The organism is Streptomyces sp. NPDC046349 (assembly GCF_055587885.1).
The window spans coordinates 613,177-634,706 of the sequence record NZ_JBVJFK010000004.1; the positions used below are offsets into that span (position 1 = coordinate 613,177).

A 21,530-nucleotide genomic window follows, 5' to 3' on the forward strand; every position below is an offset into this window, starting at 1 on the left:
GACCGTGGCGGCTTCCGTCGTGACGACCGTCCGTCGGGTGGTTTCCGTCGTGACGACCGTCCGTCGGGCGGCTTCAACCGTGACGACCGCGGCGACCGTGGTGGCGACCGTCCGTCGGGCGGCTTCCGCCGTGACGACCGCCCCTCCGGCGGCTTCGGCCGTCGCGACGACAAGCCGCGCTGGAAGCGCAACGGCTGACCTCGGCCGCTGAACCGAACCCCTGACAGGGCCCCCACGACTCCGGTCGTGGGGGCCCTGCCGCGTCTTGCTACGATCCGAACTTTGCGGTGGGGGGACACGGCAAGCGCGAACCCGCGACCGGCCCCCGACGCTTCGCTCTGGGGGATGGAACACATGAGACGGTCACGTGTGCTGGGCGCAGCCGCGCTCGCACTGGCCACGGGCATCGGCGCCCTCACCGCCGTACCGGCCGCCGCAGGACCGGCGGCGGCCGACGAACTGACGATCGCTCCGCTGCCGCACCAGGAACCGTCGCGCGAGTCGTTCTTTGGTGCCGGGCCGAAGGGCTCGATACTCGTTCGGCCCGGAACCGGGCCCGGCAGGTGGTACTGGAAGAGCTTCGAGGACGGCCGCGAAGTGCCGCTCGCGGACTGCCCCACGGGGCCCTACGGCCGCTCGCTGAGGCTCGGCGACACCGTCGGCTGCGAGTACCGCGACGTGTCCTCCACGACCACCGGCCCGCTGACCCTGCACGACCTGTCCACGGGCCGCTCCGAGACCCTGCCGGCCCCGACCGGACGGGCCTGGACCAGCACCTTCTCGCCGACCCAGGTGCTGGCCACCGAGCAGGACGCCCAGGGCCGGTACGTCCTGCACCTGATCGGCCGTGAGAACGAGCCGCGCAAGGACGTCACCGTCACCGCGCCGGAACCCATCGCGGCCCATTCGTTCTGGGTGCGGACCGCCGACGAGAAGGGAGCGCTGATCACCTACCGGTCCGCCGCCGGCCAGGACGTCCTCGCCCTGCTCGACTACGCCAAGGCGACGCTGACGCCGCTGGCCCTGCCGGACGGCGTGACGGACCTCGGCAAGGTGGACTACTCGCTCGGCTCGCAGTGGGTCTCGCTGAGGACGAGCGGGTCCGTAAAGGTGACCCTGCGCTCCCGCGCCGACCTCGCCGTGACGCGCACCGTCAACACCGCGGCCGCGTACGGCACATCGCACGCCGTGGGCGATTGGCTGATCACGCAGGACTACGACGCCGGGAGCAACGCGGTCACCGCGGTGCCCGTCGCCGGTGGTGCCCCGCGCAGCCTGCTCGCCCGGTCGGACTACGGCCTGCACACGGGCACGGACGGCGCCGGCTACCTGGCCGGAGGCACCGACTCCAGTCACTGGGCGAGGTACCGGATCACGCCCGGCCCCGATGGAGCCCCGGCGCTGACCAAGGTGAAGGACCTGCCGCCGAACCCCGCGGACCGGGTGACGCTCAGCCTCGCCCAGGGACGGCTCGTCACGGGCCAGCAGGACCCCACCCGCAGCCTCCAGGGATTCACGGTGCCGGTGTCCGGCACGTCCCCGGCGAAGCAGACCCCCGACTGGAGCTGTGACGAGAACGAGGACCGGCGGCTCTGCTGGCCCCACGCCGACCTCCCCGGCTGGACCGTCCCGACCGGCGACGGGCGGATCGTCTCCCTGTCGTCCAAGGGCGAGGGCGAGTGCGGCAGTAGTGCTGCCGTCAACCTCTGCGGGGTCGTGCTCAACGTACGCGAGACCCGCCCCGGCGCTACCACCCGTCAGATACCCCTGCCCGGCACCGACGCCATGCAGCCGTACCTGATCGACAGCGCCTCGGGACGGTACGTGCTCTTCACGGTGACCGAGATGAACAACTCCCGGATGGTGGTCGCCGACATCGACGCCGGGAAGGTCCTGGACGTCAGGCCCTCCGGGGCCGCCACCCTGTGGGGCTCCCAGCTCTGGGACCGCGGGGCGGCGAACACCGTGACCGCCACCGACCTGCGCACCGGCAGGCCCGTGCGGCACCAGGACCTCGGCGCATCCTGCCGGCCGGACGAGATCCAGGTCTCCGGGGAGTGGCTGTACGCGGTGTGCCCCGCTTCCGGGGGCGGCCCCGCCGCCTTCCACCTGCCGTCTGGCAAGCGGATCCCGCTGCCCTTCACCCATGAGAGGGACCGCGTGAAGCTGGGCGACGGCTATGTGGTGCGCCAGGGGGGCGTCGGCCTGGAGGTCCACAACCTGCGCTCCGGCACCGCCGTGCGGGAGCGCGAGATCGCGCAGCAGGTGACGAGGTACGGCAGCGAGTGGACCGTCGACCGGTTCGGAGGCCGGCCGGCCTACACGGACGCGGCCGAGACCGTCCACCTGCTCGGTGTGACCGGCAACGCCTCCCCGCTCGCGGCGATCGACCAGGACGTCGCCACCACCGCGGACTTCCGGCAGGTGAAGACGTGGCAGGCCCGGTGGTGGCTGTCCAAGCCGGTCTCCTCCTGGAAGCTGACGGTGCGCAACAAGTCGTCCGACGTCACCACGGTCGTGGCCACCGGCACCGACGCGCGCGGCCTGATCGCCCCCGTGTGGGACGGCAGGTCCGCGACCGGCGGGCAGCTCTTCTCCGGCGAGTACGAGTGGACGCTCACCGCCCGCCCGGCCGACGGCCGCGGAGCCCAGCTCAGCACGTCCGGGACGGTGTCCGTCACCCGCGCCCCGTCGGCCGCAAGGCCGCCGGCGCGCCCCTGAACTGACGCCGACAGGCCGGTCGGTCGATACCCGATCGGCTGACCGGCGCTGTCCGGCTATGCTCTGGGGTGAGCACCCGGAGGGCCATTAGCTCAATTGGCAGAGCAGCGGACTTTTAATCCGTTGGTTGTCGGTTCGAGTCCGACATGGCCTACCGCTCCCAGCGCCCCGTCCGCCCCCCGCGGACGGGGCGCTGTGCCGTGTCGGGGGCCGGGCCGTAAACCGGGTGAACCCCTGGGCGGCGCGGGGTAGCGTCGCCGCCGTGACTCCCGTTCTGCGTACCCGACGCCTGCTGCTCGACCCGTACACCCCCGAGGACGAGGAAGCCTTCGTGGCCCTCTTCCAGGACACCCGGGTCTCCCGGTGGATGGGGGACGGCCCCGCCACCGAGGCCGAGGACCGCGCCCTGTTCGGTCGGGTTTTCACGAAGGTCTACGCCCAGGACCTGTTCGACGTCTGGGCCGTGCGCAGGGACGGCCGACTGGTCGGGCACGCCGAGATCAAGCGGACCGACGAGGTCGACGGCCACGAGATCATCTACGCCCTGGCCCCCGAGGCCTGGGGATCCGGCCTGGGCACCGAAGTCGCGGAGGCGATCGTCGCGTACGGTTTCGCCGACCTCGGCCTGGCCGAGGTGCATGCCACGGTGGCCGCGGCCAACACCGCCTCCCTGGCCCTGCTGACCCGCATCGGCTTCGCGCACGTCCGTGACGTGCGGGAGGACGACGGCTCCACCACCCGCGTCCTGACCCGCCACCGCGAACCGGCCGCCGTCTGACGGCATGCGCGCAACGTGAAGCGCCCCGCCCGAGAGATCGGGCGGGGCGCTTCGGGGTGTGGGGAGGTGCGATCAGGCGTCGGTGCGGCGGCGCCGGCCGAGCCAGGCGGCGGCCGCGCCGAGCGCGACCAGGGCCGCGGCGAGCCCGGCGTACAGGCCGGTGGACGAGCCGGCGCCGGTGGTGGCGAGGGAGCCAGTGGAGGAGCCCGTGGTCGTCACGTCGGAGTTGCCCGTCGTGGTGGCGACGGCCTGCTGGACGGCGGAGGCTGAGGTGGCGGTCGGTGACGGGGTGGTGGTCGGGGTGGTGGTCGGAGTGGTCGGGTTGGTGGTCGGCTCGGTCGGCGCGGGCTCCGTGATCGGGACCAGCGGGAACTGCACCGAGGCGGTCCTGACGGGCCAGGTGTTGCCCTCGGCCTGGCGGACCTCGGCCTCCATCGTGATCGTGGTGCGCTTCGTCAGCTTGGTGTTCCTGCCCAGGCTGAGGCGCAGCGGCTGGGTGTGGACGCCGGAGGCGGCGCCGAAACCCTTGGCGATGTGCGGCAGCTCGTAGCGGCTGTCCTCGGCCTTCAGGTCCTGCCAGCGGCCGTCGATCAGGGCCTGGAGGCGGAAGTCGGCCTCCTGCGCCCCGGGGTGGGAGAGGGTCAGGCTGGTGGCGAGGGCGGTGCCGAACGTGCCGTCGCCGGTGGCCTGGTGGTTCAGGTCCAGGTAGGCGCGCTGCTCCTGGCCGTCCTTGCCGGAACTGACCTGCTTGAACCAGGACTTCAGTTCGCCCGTCTTGATCTGCGGGTCGACCTTGAAGAGGTGGGAGTCGGCGCCGCCGGGGGCGACGGAGTTGTTGTAGCTGCCTGCGGTGAGGTTGAAGTCGCCGTTGTTGGTGGGGTAGTCAGCGCCCAGGCCGATGGTGACCTTCCAGGTCATCCTGCCGTTCGCGGGAATGTCGAAGCCTTCGCCGGACTCCTTGGCGGACGGGGAGAACAGGCCCTGCCACTCGCCGTCCTGCTGGCCGATCCGCGACGTGGTGGCCGGGGCGTCCACCGCCTCGACCCTGAAGACGATGTCGTTCTCGTCGAGTCGGCTCGGACCTGTCGGGTCGAGGAGCATCCACGGCTTGTACTCGACTGCCTTGCCGGTCGGGTTCTTCACCGTCAGGTCGAAGGTCCCGGTGGCGCCGCCGCGGGTCAGCGTGCCGCTGGGGACGGGAGCGCCCATCTCCGTGCGCAGCACGGCGTGACCGTCGGCGGCGGGTGCGGCGGACGCGGCGGTGGCCGAGAACGGCAGCAGAGTGGTGACAACGCCGGCGACGACTGCGATGGCGGCTGCGGTGCGAACGGGCATGGTGGACTCCCCCCAGGAATGACGAGGGCATCGGCAGAGCGCCGAGCCGGTCGGTGTGGTCTGTGTCGTCCGGCCGGTCCGTGTTCCCCCGGTCCTGGCGACGGATGAATCCTCACCCGGAACCGATCGCGGAACCATCCCTGCAGTGTCACCGCCGTGCAACAGAGATGATCTTGATGCGAGGAGGGCCTGTTCCGGGCCAATTTCACGCCCTTGACCTGCGGTGATGCTGATCTGGGGGTGGAGCGGGGCTTAATTGGCGGAGGGGTGCTCCCGGATGGCGTAGAGTTGTGTTCAACGACGCGGGGTGGAGCAGCTCGGTAGCTCGCTGGGCTCATAACCCAGAGGTCGCAGGTTCAAATCCTGTCCCCGCTACTGAAGACGAAGGCCCGGTTCCCTTGGGAGCCGGGCCTTCGTCGTGTCCCGGTCCTCCCCGTGCCCCGTCACCCGTGCGGTGGCGGCAGGAGCGGCGGCGGGCCGGGGGCGGTGGCGAGGCGGGGGCGGCGTCAACCGTGTGTGACGGTGGGTGGTCGAACAGGCGCTCTGCGCAAGCTGATTGAGGGTCAGTCATTTCACCTCCTTGGCTGGGAAGATGGGCGACTCGACTGATTTTTGCCTGAGTTACGCCCGTTTTCGACCGAAAAGGAATGGCCAAAGCAAGCCAGGCCGTGGTCAATTGGTCGGAACGATCAAGCGCAACAGCTTGGAATCACTCGCTCACGTCTATTACCTTTCGATAACGCAGCGCGGTCGTCCCGGCCGTCGCAAGAGACGGCACCGTGCGCGTGCGTGTCAATGAGGAGTGTGGCCCCGTGGCCTCCAACTCGCCTGCTTCCGAAGGCACCGAGATCCAGGAGCCGCCCACCGCGGGTGCCTGGGGCGAGTGGAACCCCACCGAGGACTCGGTCCGTCCGGTCCGGGGCAAGCACCGGGTCGCCAAGCAGCGCGGAGGGCTTGCCCGCAGCTCCACCGTCCTCGGCGTCGGTGTCATCGCGGCGGTCGGCGCCGGTGGCATCGCCACCGCGCAGGACCGGCCGCAGGTCGCGATATCCATGCCCTCCCTCCCCGACCTCATGCCCGGGGACGGCGAGTCCCGGGGCGGCGGGGGTTCCGGCCCGGAAGCCGAACGCGGCGCCGCGGCCGGCATCATCGCCCAGCAGGCCGACCGCGGCGCTGACGCCGGCGAGATCCTGCGCAACCGCATCCTCCAGCAGGCCGAGTCGCAGCAGGGGGCAGCCGAGGCGGCGGCCCGTGCGGAAGCCGAGCGCATCGCGCGGGAAGCGGCGGCCCAGGAGGCCAAGGCCAAGCTGGAGGAGGCCCGTCAGGCGGCCGAGGAGGCCAAGGCCCAGGCCGAGGCGAAGGCCGCCGCAGAGGCCGAGGCCGCCAGGAAGGCCGCCGAGGCCGAGGCGGCCCAGGAGCGTGCCGCCGCATCGGCCGGAAGCTGGTCCCTGCCCACCTCCGCCTACACCCTCACCTCGCACTACGGGGTCTCCGGCTCCATGTGGTCCTCCGGCCACCACACGGGCCTCGACTTCGCGGCCCCGACCGGCACCCCCGTCAAGGCGGTCGGCGCCGGGAAGATCACCTCGGCCGGCTGGTCCGGGGCGTACGGCTACCGGATCGTGCTGGAGCTCGAGGACGGCACGGAGATCTGGTACTGCCACCTCTCCTCGATGTCGGTGACCTCGGGCCCGGTCGGCGCCGGCGACACCATCGGCCGGGTCGGCGCCACCGGAAACGTCACCGGACCCCATCTCCACCTGGAAGTGCGCAAGGGCGGATCGACGGTGGACCCGCTGGCGTGGCTGGAGTCCAAGGGCCTGAACGTCTGACGGACGGCTCCTGCCGCCGGGGCACGGGAACACCCGCCGGCCCGGCGGCCGACACCGACCGTCCCGCCGGCCCCGCCGACTCCGCCGGCCCCGCCGACTCCGACGGCCCCGACGAATCGAACGGCCCCAGCGGGTCCCAGCAGGGCGGAAGCAGCTCCTCCATCACCGCCGCCCGGGCCAGCGCCGGCCCTGCCGTCGCACGGCGCAGCCACAGCCGGTGCAGCAACTCCCGCTCCCGGCCCGCGAAGTCCGTCTCGCGCAGCGGACCCCCGCGGCGTGCCCGGTTCCGCAGCAGTGCCAGGGCGACGGCGTCCGCCTCGTACCGGGCGACCACACGTCCGGCGGCCCGGCCCCCGCTGCGCCGCGCCAGCGTGCGGGCCAGCGAGCGGGCCGGCATCGAGGCCAGGGCGGGCACCTCGGCGGGAGCCAGCCAGCCCGCGGCCGCGTACAGCGCGAGCTCCCCGGACACGGCCCGCAGCCGGCCGCGCCGTATCCGCACGGCCAGCCACACCAGCAGCCCGAACAGCGGGACCATCACGCATCCGTAGACGACGTAGAAGCCGTGGTCCCCGAACCGCGAGGAACCGTTCCACAGGGCGTGCAGCCCCATGGCCAGCGCGAGGCCGAGCAGCGGCAGGAAGATCCGGCGGGAACGGCCCGCGCTGACTGCGGCCGCGCCGAAACCGAGCCCGGTGAGCACCGTGAACAGCGGGTGCGCGAACGGCGACAGAACGATCCGTACGAAGAAGGTCGCCGCGGTCACCGAGTCCAGGACGCCGGTGCCGTCGGCGATGTCCTGAACGAAGGCGTTGCCGAGGTAGAGGATGTTCTCGGTGAAGGCGAAGCCGATGGCGGTGAAGCCGGCCGCGACGAAGCCGTCGGCGGGACCGGTGAAATGCCGCCGTCGGAACACGAACACCAGCAGCAGGGCAGCCGCCTTGGCGCTCTCCTCCACCACCGGGGCGATGGCGACCGAGCCGAGCTGGTCCGCCTCCGAGGGATCGGCGGTCGCCGCGGCTATCCACTGGGTGGCGAAGTTGTTCGCCAGTATGGCGATCAGCGCCGCGGTGCAGGCACCCCAGCCGAAGCAGAACAGCAGCTGGGGCCAGGGCGCCGGCGCGGCCCGCCCCAGCCACCGGAAGGCCGCCATGAGCGGCGCCACCGGCAGCAGGGCCAGGCCGAGGCCGACGAAGAAGCCCGGCGTGCCGGTCTGCTCCCGCACGAGCTCCAGGATGGCGATGCCGGTGGCAGCGAGCAGCACGACGAGCACGCATGTGCGGACCGTGCCGGACGGACGCGCGAGAACAGGGCGGAGCGCTCGGAACACATCATGACCCTAGCGATCCGCCCGGACACGCGCGGTGACGTTGTCAGTTCTCCGTACGACGGAAGAGCAAGTCGTGTACGACGTGGCCCTTGTCGAGGCCCTGTCCCTCGAAGCGGGTGAGCGGCCGGAAGTCGGGGCGCGGGGCGTAGCCGCCGTCGGGCTGCGTGTTCTCGAAGTCGGGGTGCGCGGTGAGGACTTCGAGCATCTGCTCGGCGTACGGCTCCCAGTCGGTCGCGCAGTGCAGTACGGCGCCGGGTGCCAGGCGGGTCGCGGCCAGGGTGAGGAACTCGGGCTGGATCAGGCGGCGCTTGTGGTGGCGGGCCTTGGGCCACGGGTCCGGGAAGTACACGCGGATCCCGGCGAGCGAGTCGGGCGCCAGCATCTCGCGGAGCAGGATGATCGCGTCGCCGTTGGCGACGCGCACGTTGTCGAGCCCGCCCCGCTCGGCGAGGGCGAGGAGGTTGCCCTGGCCCGGGGTGTGCACGTCGGCGGCGAGGATGCCGGTGGCAGGGTCGGCGGCGGCCATCTGCGCGGTGGCCTCGCCCATGCCGAAGCCGATCTCCAGGACGACCGGGAGGCCGCCGAAGAGCGCCTTGAGGTCGATGACGGAGTGGCCGTCGATGTCCAGGCCCCACGTGCCCCAGAGGCGCTTGAGGGCCTCGCCCTGGCCGGTGGTGACCCGGCTGCGCCGGGGCTGGAAGCTCCGGATCCGCCGCTCGTGGTGCGAGCCGGCCGGGTCCGGTGCGGGGCCGTCGGGGAAGCGGGGCTCGGTGCGCCACTTCGGGGGCACGTACGAGTTCGCCTCCGGCGCGGGGTCGGCGGAGTAGTCGGCGACGGGGGCGTCCGGGACGGCGGGCGGCGTGGGGTTCAGGGACTCAGACACAATGCGCTGATTCTACGACGGGGTACCGGCCCCCGCCGGGCGTCGCCGTGTCCCCCGCGCCTCCGTGCGGCCGACTCCCGGCTCGTCGAGCCGCTCAGGCCGTGGCAAGGGTGCGCAGGGCACGGGTGGCGATTTCGCGGCCGATCGGGAGGGAGGCCGTCGCGGCCGGGGAGGGGGCGTTGAGGACGTGGATCGTGCGGGGGGCGTCGCGGATCAGGAAGTCGTCCACGAGGGTGCCGTCGCGCAGGACGGCCTGGGCGCGGACCCCGGCCGCGGCGGGGCGCAGGTCCGCCGCGGTGACGGCCGGCAGGAGGCGGCGGACCGCGCGGGTGAAGGCCTGCTTCGACAGCGAGCGGTGGATCTCGCCCGTCCCGTAACGCCAGTGCCGGGAGGCCATCCGCCAGGCGCCCGGCCACGCGAGCTCCTCCGCGATGTCCCGCGGGCGCACGGTCGACCAGTCGTACCCCTCGCGGGCGAGAGCCGGCACGGCGTTGGGGCCGACGTGGACGCCGCCGCCGATGCCGCGGGTGAGGTGCACCCCGAGAAAGGGGAACGCCGGGTCCGGTACCGGGTAGACCAGGCCCCGGACCAGATCCGGCCGGGTCAGGTCGTAGTACTCGCCCCGGAAGGGAATGATCCGCATGCCCGGTTCGTCTCCCGCCAGGCGGGCGATCCGGTCGCAGTGCAGGCCCGCGCAGTTCACCAGCATCCGGGCCCGGAAGACCAGGCCGGACGTGGTGCGCACGGCAACCGCCGACGCGCGGCGCGAGATCAGGTCCACCTCGGCGCCGTAGACGATCTCCGCGCCCGAGGACTCCGCGAGCTGGGAGCTCACCCGGCCGTAGTCCACGATCCCGGTGCTGCCGACGTGGATCGCGGCCAGCCCCTGCACCTGTGGCTCGTACTCGGTGATCTGGGCCGGGCCCAGCTCGCGCACCGGGATGCCGTTCTCCCGGCCGCGCTGGACCAGGGCGTGCAGCCGGGGCAGTTCCTCGCGCTCGGTGGCGACGATCAGCTTGCCCGTCACCTCGTGCGGGATCCCGTGCTCCGCGCAGAACTTCACCATCTCGGCGGCGCCGCTCACCGCGAAGCGCGCCTTCAGCGAGCCCGGGCGGTAGTAGATGCCGCTGTGGATCACACCGCTGTTGCGGCCCGTCTGGTGCCGGGCCGGGCCCGACTCCTTCTCCAGGACGATCACCCTCGTACCCGGAGCCAGGCGCGACAAGGCGTGCGCCGTCGACAGGCCGACGATTCCGCCGCCGATCACCAGCACATCGCAGTCCACGCCACCGCCCACGCCGATACCTCCCACCCCTGCATACTGCACCCCCGCACCGACAACGAGGCCACGCGGGTCTACGCCGGAGCCACCAGGAGGGGCCGGGCCCGCTCGCGCAGCTCCGCGACGCGCGGTTCGTCCCCGTAGGGTTCCAGGCGGTGCAGCAGGTCCCGTACGTATTCGGTCGTGCGCGCCGAGGAGATCCGGCCCGCCACCTCCACCGCCCGGGTGCCCGCCGCGCACGCCGCGTCCAGATTGCCCGACTCCAGTTCCGCGACCGCGCTGACGACCAGCCGCAGCCCGTGGGAACGTACGTACTCCTCCGTGGGTCGCGACAGCGCCTGCTCGGTGAAGCGCCGCACCTGCCTGGGTAGTTTGAGGTCCCGGTAGCATTCCGCCGCATCCGCAGCGAAACGGTCGTAGGAGTAGAAACCGAGCCAGGTCGGGTCGGGGTCGCCCTCGCGGGACCGTTCCAGCCAGCCCTCCGCGGCCCGTAGCGCCGCTCCGGCGGCCGCCGAATCGCCCGCCTTCGCGTGCGCCCTGGCCTCGACCAGTCGGAAGAAACTCATGGTGCGCGCCGTCGCCAGGCCGCGGTTGCGCTCGACGGCGGCCTGCGCGAGGTCCACACCCTCGTCCGGGAAGTCCCGGTAGGTCGCCTGGAGGGACATCGAGGCCAGCACGTAGCCGCCGAGCGGTACGTCCGCGGCGGCGCGGGCGAGGCGCAGCGCCTGGATGTAGTAGCGCTGGGCCGCCTCCTGCTGGCCGGTGTCGAAGGCCATCCACCCGGCCAGCCTGGTCAGCTCGGCCGTCGCGCCGAACAGGGCGCGGCCCACCTCGTCCGTGTACGAGCCCAGCAGCAGGGGCGCCGCGTCCACCCGAAGGCACTCGGGCACCATCGACGAACGCCAGTCGCCGCCGCCGTACTTGGAGTCCCAGCGGCGGGCGTCCTCGGCGGCCTCGCGCAGCTTGGTCACGTCGCTGTGGCCCACGCGCTGCACGTGGTCGCGCGGCGTTTCGGGTCCGTGCTGCGCGGGCACAACGGTGGACGGCGGGCCTGCCGTCCGGCCTGCCGGTGCTGTCATCGGGCCTGTCGCCGGCCCGGTCGTACGGCCTTCCGGGGCGGGCCGGGGACCTGGCGCCGGTGTCCCGGATGCCGGAGGCTGTGGTGACGGGAGGTCGCGCGCCGAGGCCGGTGCGTCGTGGGTTGGTGCGTCGTGGGCCGAGGAGGTCGCCGGCGCGGACCGGTGGTGCGCCGGACCGCCCGCCGGACCCGCGGAACCCGCCGGACCCGCCGGCTCCCGGGCCACCGAGCTGTCGGCGGGAGATATCAGCCACCGCGACGCCGGCGTCGCGTAGGCGGCCACGGAGAACGAGCCCGCGAGCGACTGCCAGATCCCGCCACCGCCGCGCCGCCCGGCGAGGTCGAGCCGGTAGAGGTCGGTGGCCGAGCGCACGGCCGCCCCGACGTCGCGCGGGAAGGCCAGGCCCACCTCGGGCGCGGGGTCCGCGTCCGCCAGGCCGATCTCGTGCAGCGGCACCGGCCGCCCCAGCTTCGCGCCGATGGCGGCGGCGATCAGGTGCGGGGCGGCGCCCTGCGGCACCATGCCCTTCGACACCCACCGGGCCACGGACGTCTTGTCGTACCGAAGCGTCAGGCCGCGCTGCGCGCCGAGGTCGTTGACGCGCCGGGCCAGCCCGGCGTTGCTGATGCCCGCGAGGGCGAGGACGGCGCCGAGCTTCTCATTGGGCTCACGGAGCTCCCTGGACATGCGCCACCCCTCGTCACACGCGGAACGCATACGCCGCCGGGGCATAGGCGCCCGGCATTTCGTAAACCCAGCGTAGTTCCCCGCCTCCCAAGCGTTAAGGCCCTTACTTCCGTATGGCGGGATTGTTGTCCGTTTGCGTGGTCCGGCCCGGGGCAGGTGGCGGGGGCGCACGTCTCGTCGCGTGCTCCGCCCGTGTGGCCGTGCGCCCGCCCGTGCGCTCTGGCCGGTCCGCGGCCCCGGCGATTCGATGTGCGGTGCGTGGGTCGGCCCGCTGCGTGAACCGGGTGGGCCGGGGGATGCCGCTACCTCAATCCCCGCGGGTGGCGGAACGGGCCGGGGGGCGGATTCCGCCTCCCGGCCCGCGCCCGCACGCCGGGCGCCGACCCCCCGCGACGGCTCTCGAGGCGGCCGAAGAATGGCCGAAAGCGACCTATGGGGCGGTGGGAACGGAACGTCAAATACCGAGTGGCCGGGGCGTGTTCGTTTGCGTGTGCGCCCCCTATAACCCCTCTCGCACGCCTGTCCCGTGGCAGCATGGACCCGAGCCACCGGGGTCCCGCCGGCCGCGCCCTCAGCGCTGTCCGTGCTGCCCGTGCCCCGGTCATGTGCCCACAGGCTGGGGAGGCGGCGGTGCGCTGGTTGGTGGGGTGGAGCAGTATCGCCGCGAGCTTCGGCACGGCCGGCCGTGTCTCCGGCCGGGAACCCGGCCACGGCCCCGGCGGCCACGGCCCGGGCGGCGCGCCCCAGCACGGCGGCATCGCGGACGCCGCCCACGCGGCCGACCCCGGCGCGGACGCGGAACGCACCGTCCACCCTGTCGGCGCCCAGCTGCTGTGGGGTGATCCCGACCCGCTCTGGGCCGTCGGCGACTGGCGCCCCGACGAGATCCGCACCGTGACCGCCGACCCCGCCGACCCCTTCACCCGGCTCGCCGTCCTCGGCTGCTGCGGTGCGACCGACGCCGAGTTGCGCAGGGCCCTCTACGCGGCCCGCGGCGGTGCGCTTCGCCACCTCACCCAGTGGTCCGGCAGCTACACCGCCGTGGTCCAGGCCGGCCGCCGCATCACCGTCGTCGGCGACCTCGCGGGCGCCCGGCCGGTCTTCTACACCCCCTGGGCGAGCGGCACGGCGTACGCCACCGCCGCGCTCCCCCTCGCCGACCTCATCGAGGCACAGCTCGACATCGGCCATCTCGCCGCCCTGCTGGCCTGCCCGGAGAGCCCGGAGGCGCTGGGCGACGGCACCCCGTACGCGGGGGTCCGCCGCATCCCGCCCGGGCACGCCCTCATCCTGCGCGAGGGCTCCCGAGAGATCACCGGCTACGAACAGGTGGCCTCGCTCGCGGTGGCCGCGCCCGAGGCCGACGCCGACCGGGCGGTGGAGGGCGTACGGGAAGCTTTGGTGGACGCGGTGCGCGCCCGGCTCACGGCTCCGCGGCATGCTCCCGACACCCTGCCACCGTACGATCCCGGCCCCGTTCCCGGCATGGGACCGGCCGATCGGCGCGCGGCCCGCGGCGCCCCGGCCCCCGGGGTGGGCGCCGACCTGTCCGGCGGCAGCGCCTCCGCGACGCTCGCCCTGCTGGCGGCAGGTCTGCCGGGGGCGCCGGGCAGCCTCACCAGCCCCGCCGGGGCCCGGCTGCTGGCGGTCACGTTCAACGACCTGGCCACCCCGCAGGGGCGCGAGGACGAACTGGAACGCGCCAGGGCCGTCGCGGCCGACCCGCGCCTGCACCACGTGGTGGTCGCCGCCGCGGCCGAGGCCCTCCCGTACACCGACCTGGACGGCCCGCTCACCGACGAACCCGGCCCCTCGCTGGTCTTCGCCGCCCGCGAGCGGCGCAGACTCGCCGCCGGTGCGGCCGACCACTTCACCGGCCACGGCGCCCGGCAGGTCCTCGACGCCCATCCGGCCCGCATGGCCGACCTCCTGATGGACCGCCGCCGGCGCCACCTGCTGCGCCCGGTGGCGGCGCTCGCCCGCTCGGCCTCCGCCGCCGGAGCGGCGGGGGAGTCCCTGCTGGTGCCGCTCACCGTGTACTCGGCGGCCCGCCGGCTCGCCCGTACGACGTACCGCACGGGCATGGAGGCGGCGGCGGCCCGGCTCCGGGAGGGCGGGGTCACCGAGCGTGCCTCCGGTCCGGTGGGCGCCTCCCTCGCGGCCCTGACCTGGTCCCGGCCCGGTCCGGCTGCGGGCTGGCTCACGGGGGAGGCGCTGGCGGAAGTATCGATCCGGCTGTCGGCAGCGGCCGGGCGGCCCCCGCTGTCGCTGCGGCCGGGGGAGGCCCGGGCCCGTTCCGTGCTGGCCCGCCGGGCCGCCGACCACCGGGTCTTCGAACAGGCCGTGGAGGTTCGCAGCCAGCGCCTGCACGCCCCGTTCCTCGACAACCAGGTCGTACGGGCCGCGCGCGCCCTGCCCGAATCCCTGCGCGTGCAGCCCGGCGCCAGGGCGGAGATCCTGCGCAGCGTCCTGTACTCGGCCGGCGTGCGCGAACTCCCGTTGGGCTGGGGCGCCACCGCGCACACGCCGAACGAGACGGCGACCAGGCTGGGGCTGCGCGCCGCCCTGAGCGACCTGCTCGACCTCTTCGCCGCCCCGCTGCTCGCGGACGCCGGCCTGATCGAGGCCCGGGTCGTGCGGCAGGCGCTGCTCGACGCGGCCGACGGCCGACCGGTCCCCCTGGACGGGCTCGCGGAACTCGTCTCGATGGAGCTGTGGCTGCACCGGCTGCTGGCCCGGCGCGGCACCTGCTGGACGGGTACCTCCGCGGCCCGGCGACGGGCGGTCCCCGAGGGAGTCCCCGTGCACCGCCCGGCGCTGTCCTGACCGCCGGGTTGCGGTGGGCGGTTGCGCGGCGTGCGGCGGCTTGTGCTGCGTATGGCGGCTGTGCTGCGTGTGGCGGTGGGGGTTCAGGAGCCGGGGACCAGGGCGGTCGCGAGGGCCGGGCCGACGGCGCCACCCACCTCGCGCCGGGCAGAATTGGCGGGTGCGGTACCTCATCCTCGGCGTCACCGAGGCACACGACGAGACCGGCGCCGTCCTCCCGATCGGCGGAGCCCGGCTGCGCGCGCTCCTCGCCGCCCTCGCGCTGCGCGCCGGCCGTCCGGCCTCCGTCGCCGAACTCGTCGCCGACGTCTGGGGCGACGCCCCGCCCCTGGATGCCCCCGCCGCCCTCCAGGCCCTCGTCGCCCGCCTCCGCCGCGCTCTCGGCCGCCGGGACACCGTCCCCGCCGCCCCCGCCGGCGGCTACCTCCTGGCCGCCTCCCGCGACGACGTCGACCTCCACCGCTTCACCCGCCTCGCCGCCGAGGGCGACCGGGAGCTGGCCGCCGACCCGGAGGCCGCCGCCCGCACGCTGCGCACCGCCCTGTCCCTCTGGCGCGGCCCGGCCCTCGCCGACCTCGCGGAGCCCGCCCGTACCGCCCATGCCGCCGCCCCCGAGGCGCACCGCTCCGCCGCTCTGCGCGGACGCATCGAGGCGGACCTGCGCAGCGGCGCCGCCGCCCCGGCGCTGCTGCTGCCGGAGATCGAGGCACTGGTACGCGAGAGCCCGTACGACGAGCCGCTGCGGGCCCAGCAGCTGCGCGCCCTGCGGGCGGCCGGCTGTCCCGCCGACGCCCTCGCCGCGTACGAGCGCACGCGCCGCGCCCTCGCCGACGGCCTCGGCACCGACCCCGGGCCCGAACTCACCGCCCTGCACGCGGAACTGCTCCGGCCCCGGACGCCGCAGACCCCGCAGACCCCGTCGAACCAGCCGACCGTGCAGACCGCGCCGACCGTGCAGACCGCGCCGACCGCGCCGACCGTGCAGACCGTGCAGACCGCGCCGACCGTGCAGACCGCGCCGAGCCAGCTCGCAGACCAAGTCGCGCAGCCTGCCGCCGAGCCTGTGGGTTCGGCCGAGCGTGGCGCCCGGCCCGCGGCCCAGCCGGGGCCCGGCCCGTCCGTCCGCCCTGAGGCCCGCCGCGGCAACCTCCGCCCCCGCCTGAACTCCTTCGTCGGCCGCGAGCCCGAACTGGCCTCCCTTCACAGCGACCTGGCCCGACTGCGCCTCATCACCCTCACCGGTCCAGGCGGTTCGGGAAAGACCCGGCTCGCCGAACATGCCGCCGCAGCCCACCCCGAGCCCGGCTGGCTCGTCGAACTGGCCCGCCTCGACCACCCCGCCGCCGTCCCGGGCGCCGTACTCAGCGCGCTCGGCCTGCGCGAGAACTCGCTCGTCGCCCGCGAGACCCCGGCCCCCACAGCCGCCGCCGACCCCACCACCCGCCTCGTCGAGCACTGCGCCCACCGCCGCCTGCTGCTGGTCCTCGACAACTGCGAGCACGTCGTCGAAGCCGCCGCCGAACTCGCCGAGCGCCTCCTCACCCACTGCCCCGGCGTCCAGATCCTGGCCACCAGCCGCGAACCCCTCGGCGTGCCCGGGGAGACCGTCCGCCCCGTCGACCCCCTGCCCGACCCGATCGCGCTGCGGCTGCTCGGCGACCGCGGGGCGGCCGCCCGCGCCGGGTTCACCGTCGAGGAGGACCCGGGCGCCGCAGCGGAGATCTGCCGCCGTCTCGACGGGCTGCCGCTCGCGATCGAGCTGGCGGCGGCGTGGCTGAGGCTGCTGACTCCGCGGCAGATCGCGGACCGGCTGGACGACCGCTTCCGGCTGCTGACCAGCGGTGCCCGTACCGTCCTGCCGCGACAGCAGACCCTGCGGGCGGTCGTCGACTGGTCCTGGGACCTCCTCGACGAGGCCGAGCGCACCGTCCTGCGCCGGATGTCCGTCTTCGCGGGCGGCTGCGACCTCGCCGCCGCCGAAGCCGTCTGCGCCGACCCGTCCGGCGACGCCGTCCGGGACGTCGCCGACACCCTTGGCTCCCTCGTCGACAAGTCCCTCGTCCTGGCTGAACGGTACGAGGAACACGGCATGCGCTACCGCATGCTCGAAACCATCCACGAGTACGCCGCCGAACGCGCCGCCGCCCACCCGGCCGACGCCCGGGCCACCGCCCGCCGCCACGCCGCCCACTTCCTCGCGTTCGCCGAGCAGGCCGAACCCCTCATCCGCTCCGCCGCCCAGCTCCCCTGGATCCGGCTCGTGGAGACCGAGCTCGACAACCTCCGGGCCGCGCTCCACACGACGGCCGTCGAAGAGGCCGACACCGAATCCGCGCAGCGCCTGGCCTTCGCCCTCGGCTGGTTCTGGTGGCTGCGCAACTACCGCGGCGAGGGCGCCGAGTGGACCACCCGGATCCTCACCCTCACCCCGGCCCAACCGCCCGAGGGCACCCCCGCCTACTGGCGCTACATGCGCCTGCAGGTGCTCGACATGTTCCTGCTCGCGGAGAGCAATTCCGCCGAGAAGTTCCGCACCCCCGAATACCGGGACCTGGCCGTCCGCATCAAGACGGCCTTCCGGCACCCATGCCCCGAGACCGCGGTCTTCCCCGGCGTCCTCTGGCCCGCCACGTCCTTCCTCACCGGCGACGTCCTCGACTTCCACACCGACCTCGACCAGTCCGTGGAGAACTGCCGCCGCCACGCGGGTGAGTGGGAACTGGGCGTCGTCCTCATGCTGCGCACCCACGTCGCCATCGACGTCACCGGAGGCCTGCCCACCGTCGACGCCGACCTCGCCGAACTCCACGCGATCGCGCAGCGCGTCGGCGACCGCTGGACCCGCGCACAGGTGGCCGGCGCCGCCGGGGAGATCGCCCTCTCCCGCGGCCGGTACGCCGAGGCCCGCACCGAATTCGAGGAGTGCCTGCGCCTCGCCCGCGAGGTCGGGGCCCACGTCGAGGCGCCCTTCGCGATGGCCCGGATCGCCGAGGCCGCCTACAGCGCGGGTGACCTCGACGACGCCGAACGGCTCCTCGCCGAAGCCGACGAGGAGGCCGACCAGCACGGCGGCGTGTACGACGTCAGCGCCTACGCCCGACTCCTCGCGGCCCTGCTCGCCCTCCAGCGGGGCGACGCCGCCCGGGCCAGGACCGAGTGCGAGCTCGCCCGCGTCCAGACCGAGCGGATCACCGTGCCGGCCCAGCTGACCGCCGGGCTGGACACCGTCGACGCCGTTCTCACCGCGCGCGAACAGGGCCCGACGGCCGCGCTGGCCCTGATCGGGCCCGCCCTCGGCGCCGCCGTCGAGGGGCGGTGCGCCGAGCGCGTACTGGCCGGAATCGCCGAGGCAGGGGCCCGGTTCCTGGCCGACGCCGACCAGCCCCGCCGAGGCCGTACGGGCCTTCGCGGCGGCGACCGCCTGGCGCGCGGGCCTGCCCCGATCGGTCCCCGAGGCGAAGGCCGTTGACGGCCTTCCGGAACGCACCCGCACGCTGCTCGGCCCCGACCGCTGGGCGCGGGAGGAGGCCGCCGGCGCCGGGCTCACCCCGGCCGACTTGGTTACGGCACTCACCGGCGGCTGATCAGCCGACGGGCGCTCACCGCCGGGCACTCACCAGCAGGCGATCACCGCGTCGGCCCAGCTCGCCAGCGTCGGCAAACGGCCCGGACCGGCCTGCTCCACCACCAGCCGCAGCGACGTGCGCCCGGCGAGGGACACCTGGACGGCCGCCGGCGGATCCTCGTACCGGAGGGCCCCGGACTGCCACAGCCGCTGCCCGTCGGCGTAGACGGAGAAGCGCACCGACCCGTCCGTGAGCAGCGACAGGCCGTCCACCCCGGCCCACGCCGAGAAGCTGGTGCACTGCCGGTTGAGGGAGATCTCCACCGAGGAACGCGAGTTCACCGTGATCCCCTGCGCGAACCGCCGGTCGCCCACCCGCAGACCCCAGCGCTGCCACACCCAGCTGCTGCGCCAGGTCTGAAACTCAGGGCCGCTGTGGTCGCCCTGCACCGAGTGCGGGAGGGCGGCCAGCCGGAAGGGCTCGGGCGGTTTCGGGACGGGCGACGGCGTCGACGGCTTCGGCGAGGGCGTGCTCGGCAACGGCGTCGGCGCGGGCTTCTCCCGGCCGGGGGAGGGCGACGGGGATCCGGACGGCGCCGCCGGGGACGAGGAGGCCGACGGCGTGGACTCCGGCGACGGCGACGGCGCCGGCGCGGCGGAGGTGGGGGCGGGCGGCGGCCCCGCCTCCTCGGGCGGACCGGGCTCCGCAGAGGGCGACGGTTGCGAGGCCGGCGCCTTCGGCACGGCCGGCGCCGCCACGCTCGGCGCGGGCTTCGCCCGGGCCTGCGGCTCGGGATCGTCCCCGGCCAGCGCGAACACCACCCCGGCGGCAGCAGCCACCGCGATACCGGCGGCGATGGCTGCCTTGGCCGGGAGCCCGAGACCCTCGGACGCCAGCGCACCCCCGACCGCGGACCCGGAGCCACCGGCCCCGGCCCCGCCGGCAGCGCCCCCCGCAGCTCCTGCCCCTGCCCCGGCTCCGGAACCCGCGGTACCCCCCGCGGCGCCGGCCACGCCGGCGGTACCTCCCGCTGCGGCCGACCCGCCCGCAGCGGCCGCAGCGGCACCGGCCCCGCCCGCAGCGACGGCCCCACCGGCCACCACACCGGCGGCCTTGGCCGCGTACCCGGCGGCGAACCATCCGATGACCGCCACCGGAAGCAGCGCGGGAATGCCCGCGTTGACGTCCTTGAGCTCCCCGGCGGCCAGCCGGCACTTCGCGCACTCCTCCAAGTGCCCCCGCAGCCCCCGTTCCGCCCGCATCCGCAGCCCGCCGCGCGCATAGGCGCCCAACCGGTCCGCGTACCGCGCGCAGTCGCCGCCCTTGCTCAGCGCCGAGCTCACATGCGCCTGCAGATAGGCCTGCTTGAGCCCTTCGCGGGCTCGACTGGCCAGAACCGCAGTGGCGTTGGCGCTCAGTCCGAACAACGGCGCGATCGCACTCGGCGACGCCTCCTCGACGGTGGTGTGCCACAGCACGGCCTGCCACCGCTCCGGCAGGCTCCTGAAGGCCTGCAGGGCGAGCGACTGCTCGGCCTCCCGCATCGCCCGCACGTCCGCGCCCAGCTCAAGGGTGTCGTCCCCCGACAGCCCCGACATCCCGGCGCCGCTGTCGGTGCGCGTGGCAGCCTGCTCCGCGAAGACGGCGAAGTCCTCGACGAGATGCTCCCGCCTGGCCGTCTTGGCCCAGGCCGCCGCGACCCTGCGCACGGTGGTCAGCAGGTAGGCCCGCACCGACTGGTCAGGCCCGGCCCCGCCCCGTACCGCCTGCAGCGTCCGCGCGAACACCTCGGCGGTCAGGTCGTCGGCGGTGTGCCCGTCCCGGCAGCAAGACCGCGCATAGCGTCGCACCGAGTCGGCGTGGCGACGGAACAGCTCCGCGTACGCATCGTCGTCGCCGGCCCGCATCCGGGCGATCAAGTCCCCGTCGGACGGCGGCAGCTCACCCCCGGCGCCGACCGGACCCGAGGAGCCCGACGAACGTGCGTGCCGCCCGCCCGGTTCGCGCTGAGCCGGCACCTGCCGAGCGGGCGGGCTGCCCACCTCGGTCTCGCCCCCGGCGCCACGGGGTGGCTCCTCCCGCCCGTCAATGCTCATCGCGGAAGCCCCCGCACGACACGCTCAACCGGTACACCGATCAAGCGTGTCACATGCCGGACACGCGTCGGACCCCTCTCGGCACCATCCACCCGTCCGGGCAGGTTTCGACGCCACACCGGGCAGGCCGCCGGCCGCGCCAAGGGGACACCGCCAGCCGGGTGCCGACCCAGCGCGGCCCCGTGCCCTTGCGGTACCGACCCGCACGGGGCCGGTACCGGGCCGCCGAGACCCACCGTCCGCGATCACACCGTCCGCGATCACACCGTCGCGATCACACCGTCCGGGAACGCAGCCCCTCGAGCAGGATGTCGAGCAGCCGGGTCGAAGCCGCAGCCTGCTGTGCCGGGTCGGGCAGCGCGGGCGCCGCCGTCGCTATCACCAGCAGCACGTCGGCCACCGTGACATCGGCACGCAGCTCGCCGGCCTCCCGCGCCCGGTGCACCAGCCGGCCGACGACCTCCAGCAGCGCACCCGCGCCCGCGTCGTCCGAAGGCTCGTCCTCCGCCGCGCTCCGCGTCGCACCGACGACCCGCAGGCCCGGAGCCTCGGTCGCCTGGCGCTGATGCGGAACCCGCGCCTCCTCCGCCTCCTCGGCCGCCTCCTCGGCGGTCGAGCCGACGCGCAGCACCTGCGGCGGCAGCAGCCGCCCCGCACCCGAGGCCACGGAGGTGCGCAGGAAGCGCGACAGCGCCTGCCACGGCTCCTCCTCCTGACCCAGAGCGGTCCTGGCCTGCTCGGTCAGCCGGGCCGTCTCTTCCTCGGCTATCCGCCGCACCAGGACGTCCTTGCTCGGGAACCGCCGGTACACGGTGCCGACACCGACCCGGGCGCGGCGCGCCACGTCCTCCATCGGAGCCCCGTAGCCCAGCTCGCCGAAGACCTCCCGGGCCGCGCGCAGCACGTGCTCCAGGTTGCGCTGGGCATCGACGCGCAGCGGCGTGGACCGGCCCACACCGTGCGTGGTTGCGCTCGTCAGGGCGCGACCGCTGCTCTCGACCGAGAGAGCGGTCGCAGAACCATGGAAATCGGAAATGTTCATATGTATCCCCCGGTAATCATTTGTCTCCCCCCGGAGACACTCCCCGCCTTCACGCCGAGGAGGGCCACGGTCTCAG

13 protein-coding genes and 2 tRNA genes are annotated in these 21,530 nt (G+C 74.4%); 8 read left to right on the forward strand and 7 right to left on the reverse strand.

Annotated features, from left to right (window positions below; all coding sequences use genetic code 11):
• The 4 genes from ACZ6JS_RS12895 to ACZ6JS_RS12910 all read left to right on the forward strand — a co-directional run.
• The coding region (locus tag ACZ6JS_RS12895; RefSeq protein WP_469297639.1) for a hypothetical protein at positions 1-198 on the forward strand (198 nt) is incomplete at its 5' end.
• Between the two features lie 156 nt (positions 199-354).
• The gene (locus ACZ6JS_RS12900; RefSeq protein ID WP_469297640.1) at positions 355-2,721 is read left to right on the forward strand and encodes a hypothetical protein; all 2,367 of its coding nucleotides are present in this window, start codon (positions 355-357) and stop codon (positions 2,719-2,721) included.
• A gap of 81 nt (positions 2,722-2,802) precedes the next feature.
• Positions 2,803-2,875, forward strand: a tRNA-Lys gene (locus tag ACZ6JS_RS12905).
• Between the two features lie 108 nt (positions 2,876-2,983).
• Positions 2,984-3,499, forward strand: a complete 516-nt coding sequence (locus tag ACZ6JS_RS12910; RefSeq protein WP_469297641.1) for a GNAT family N-acetyltransferase — start codon at positions 2,984-2,986, stop codon at positions 3,497-3,499.
• Positions 3,500-3,571: 72 nt separating this feature from the next.
• On the opposite strand, the gene ACZ6JS_RS12915 is transcribed toward ACZ6JS_RS12910, so the two are convergent.
• Positions 3,572-4,834: a hypothetical protein gene (locus tag ACZ6JS_RS12915; protein ID WP_469297642.1), complete on the reverse strand. Its 1,263-nt coding sequence runs from the start codon at positions 4,832-4,834 to the stop codon at positions 3,572-3,574.
• 301 nt (positions 4,835-5,135) lie between these two features.
• On the opposite strand from ACZ6JS_RS12915, the gene ACZ6JS_RS12920 reads away from it, so the two are divergent.
• Together ACZ6JS_RS12920 and ACZ6JS_RS12925 are read left to right on the forward strand one after the other, a co-directional pair.
• Positions 5,136-5,209, forward strand: a tRNA-Met gene (locus ACZ6JS_RS12920).
• Positions 5,210-5,646: 437 nt separating this feature from the next.
• The gene (locus tag ACZ6JS_RS12925) at positions 5,647-6,666 is read left to right on the forward strand and encodes a M23 family metallopeptidase (RefSeq protein ID WP_469297643.1); all 1,020 of its coding nucleotides are present in this window, start codon (positions 5,647-5,649) and stop codon (positions 6,664-6,666) included.
• Here the strand turns inward: ACZ6JS_RS12925 and ACZ6JS_RS12930 are convergent.
• From ACZ6JS_RS12930 to ACZ6JS_RS12945, 4 genes are all read right to left on the reverse strand, one after another.
• Positions 6,575-7,993 (reverse strand): PrsW family intramembrane metalloprotease, encoded by a 1,419-nt coding sequence (locus ACZ6JS_RS12930; RefSeq protein ID WP_469297644.1) that lies wholly within the window; start codon positions 7,991-7,993, stop codon positions 6,575-6,577. The two genes, ACZ6JS_RS12925 and ACZ6JS_RS12930, sit on opposite strands and share 92 nt — an antisense overlap.
• A gap of 43 nt (positions 7,994-8,036) precedes the next feature.
• Positions 8,037-8,876 (reverse strand): tRNA (guanosine(46)-N7)-methyltransferase TrmB, encoded by an 840-nt coding sequence (gene trmB, locus ACZ6JS_RS12935; protein WP_469297645.1) that lies wholly within the window; start codon positions 8,874-8,876, stop codon positions 8,037-8,039.
• A 94-nt stretch (positions 8,877-8,970) separates the two neighbouring features.
• Positions 8,971-10,203, reverse strand: coding sequence for an L-2-hydroxyglutarate oxidase (lhgO, locus tag ACZ6JS_RS12940; RefSeq protein WP_469297646.1), 1,233 nt, complete (start codon positions 10,201-10,203; stop codon positions 8,971-8,973).
• A gap of 29 nt (positions 10,204-10,232) precedes the next feature.
• Complete coding sequence (locus ACZ6JS_RS12945; RefSeq protein ID WP_469297647.1) at positions 10,233-11,924, reverse strand: sporulation protein; 1,692 nt, start codon at positions 11,922-11,924, stop codon at positions 10,233-10,235.
• 630 nt (positions 11,925-12,554) lie between these two features.
• Here ACZ6JS_RS12945 and ACZ6JS_RS12950 point away from each other — a divergent pair.
• Together ACZ6JS_RS12950 and ACZ6JS_RS12955 are read left to right on the forward strand one after the other, a co-directional pair.
• Positions 12,555-14,750 carry an asparagine synthase-related protein gene (locus tag ACZ6JS_RS12950; RefSeq protein ID WP_469297648.1) on the forward strand — a complete coding sequence of 732 codons (2,196 nt, stop codon included), beginning with the start codon at positions 12,555-12,557 and terminating at the stop codon, positions 14,748-14,750.
• 160 nt (positions 14,751-14,910) lie between these two features.
• Entirely contained in the window at positions 14,911-18,219 is a 3,309-nt protein-coding gene (locus tag ACZ6JS_RS12955) for an AfsR/SARP family transcriptional regulator (protein ID WP_469297649.1), read from the forward strand.
• Between the two features lie 144 nt (positions 18,220-18,363).
• Here ACZ6JS_RS12955 and ACZ6JS_RS12960 read toward each other — a convergent pair whose 3' ends face one another.
• Together ACZ6JS_RS12960 and ACZ6JS_RS12965 are read right to left on the reverse strand one after the other, a co-directional pair.
• Positions 18,364-20,412: a sigma-70 family RNA polymerase sigma factor gene (locus ACZ6JS_RS12960; protein WP_469297650.1), complete on the reverse strand. Its 2,049-nt coding sequence runs from the start codon at positions 20,410-20,412 to the stop codon at positions 18,364-18,366.
• A gap of 274 nt (positions 20,413-20,686) precedes the next feature.
• Positions 20,687-21,454, reverse strand: a complete 768-nt coding sequence (locus tag ACZ6JS_RS12965; RefSeq protein ID WP_469297651.1) for a TetR/AcrR family transcriptional regulator — start codon at positions 21,452-21,454, stop codon at positions 20,687-20,689.
• Positions 21,455-21,530: the final 76 nt, after the last annotated feature.

Excerpts from the sequence above, each read along its gene's own strand:
- ACZ6JS_RS12960 (WP_469297650.1), bottom strand. The coding sequence starts at position 20,412 with ATGAGCATTGACGGGCGGGAGGAGCCACCCCGTGGCGCCGGGGGCGAG.
- ACZ6JS_RS12915 (WP_469297642.1), bottom strand. The coding sequence starts at position 4,834 with ATGCCCGTTCGCACCGCAGCCGCCATCGCAGTCGTCGCCGGCGTTGTC.
- ACZ6JS_RS12900 (WP_469297640.1), top strand. The coding sequence starts at position 355 with ATGAGACGGTCACGTGTGCTGGGCGCAGCCGCGCTCGCACTGGCCACG.
- ACZ6JS_RS12945 (WP_469297647.1), bottom strand. The coding sequence starts at position 11,924 with ATGTCCAGGGAGCTCCGTGAGCCCAATGAGAAGCTCGGCGCCGTCCTC.
- ACZ6JS_RS12965 (WP_469297651.1), bottom strand. The coding sequence starts at position 21,454 with ATGAACATTTCCGATTTCCATGGTTCTGCGACCGCTCTCTCGGTCGAG.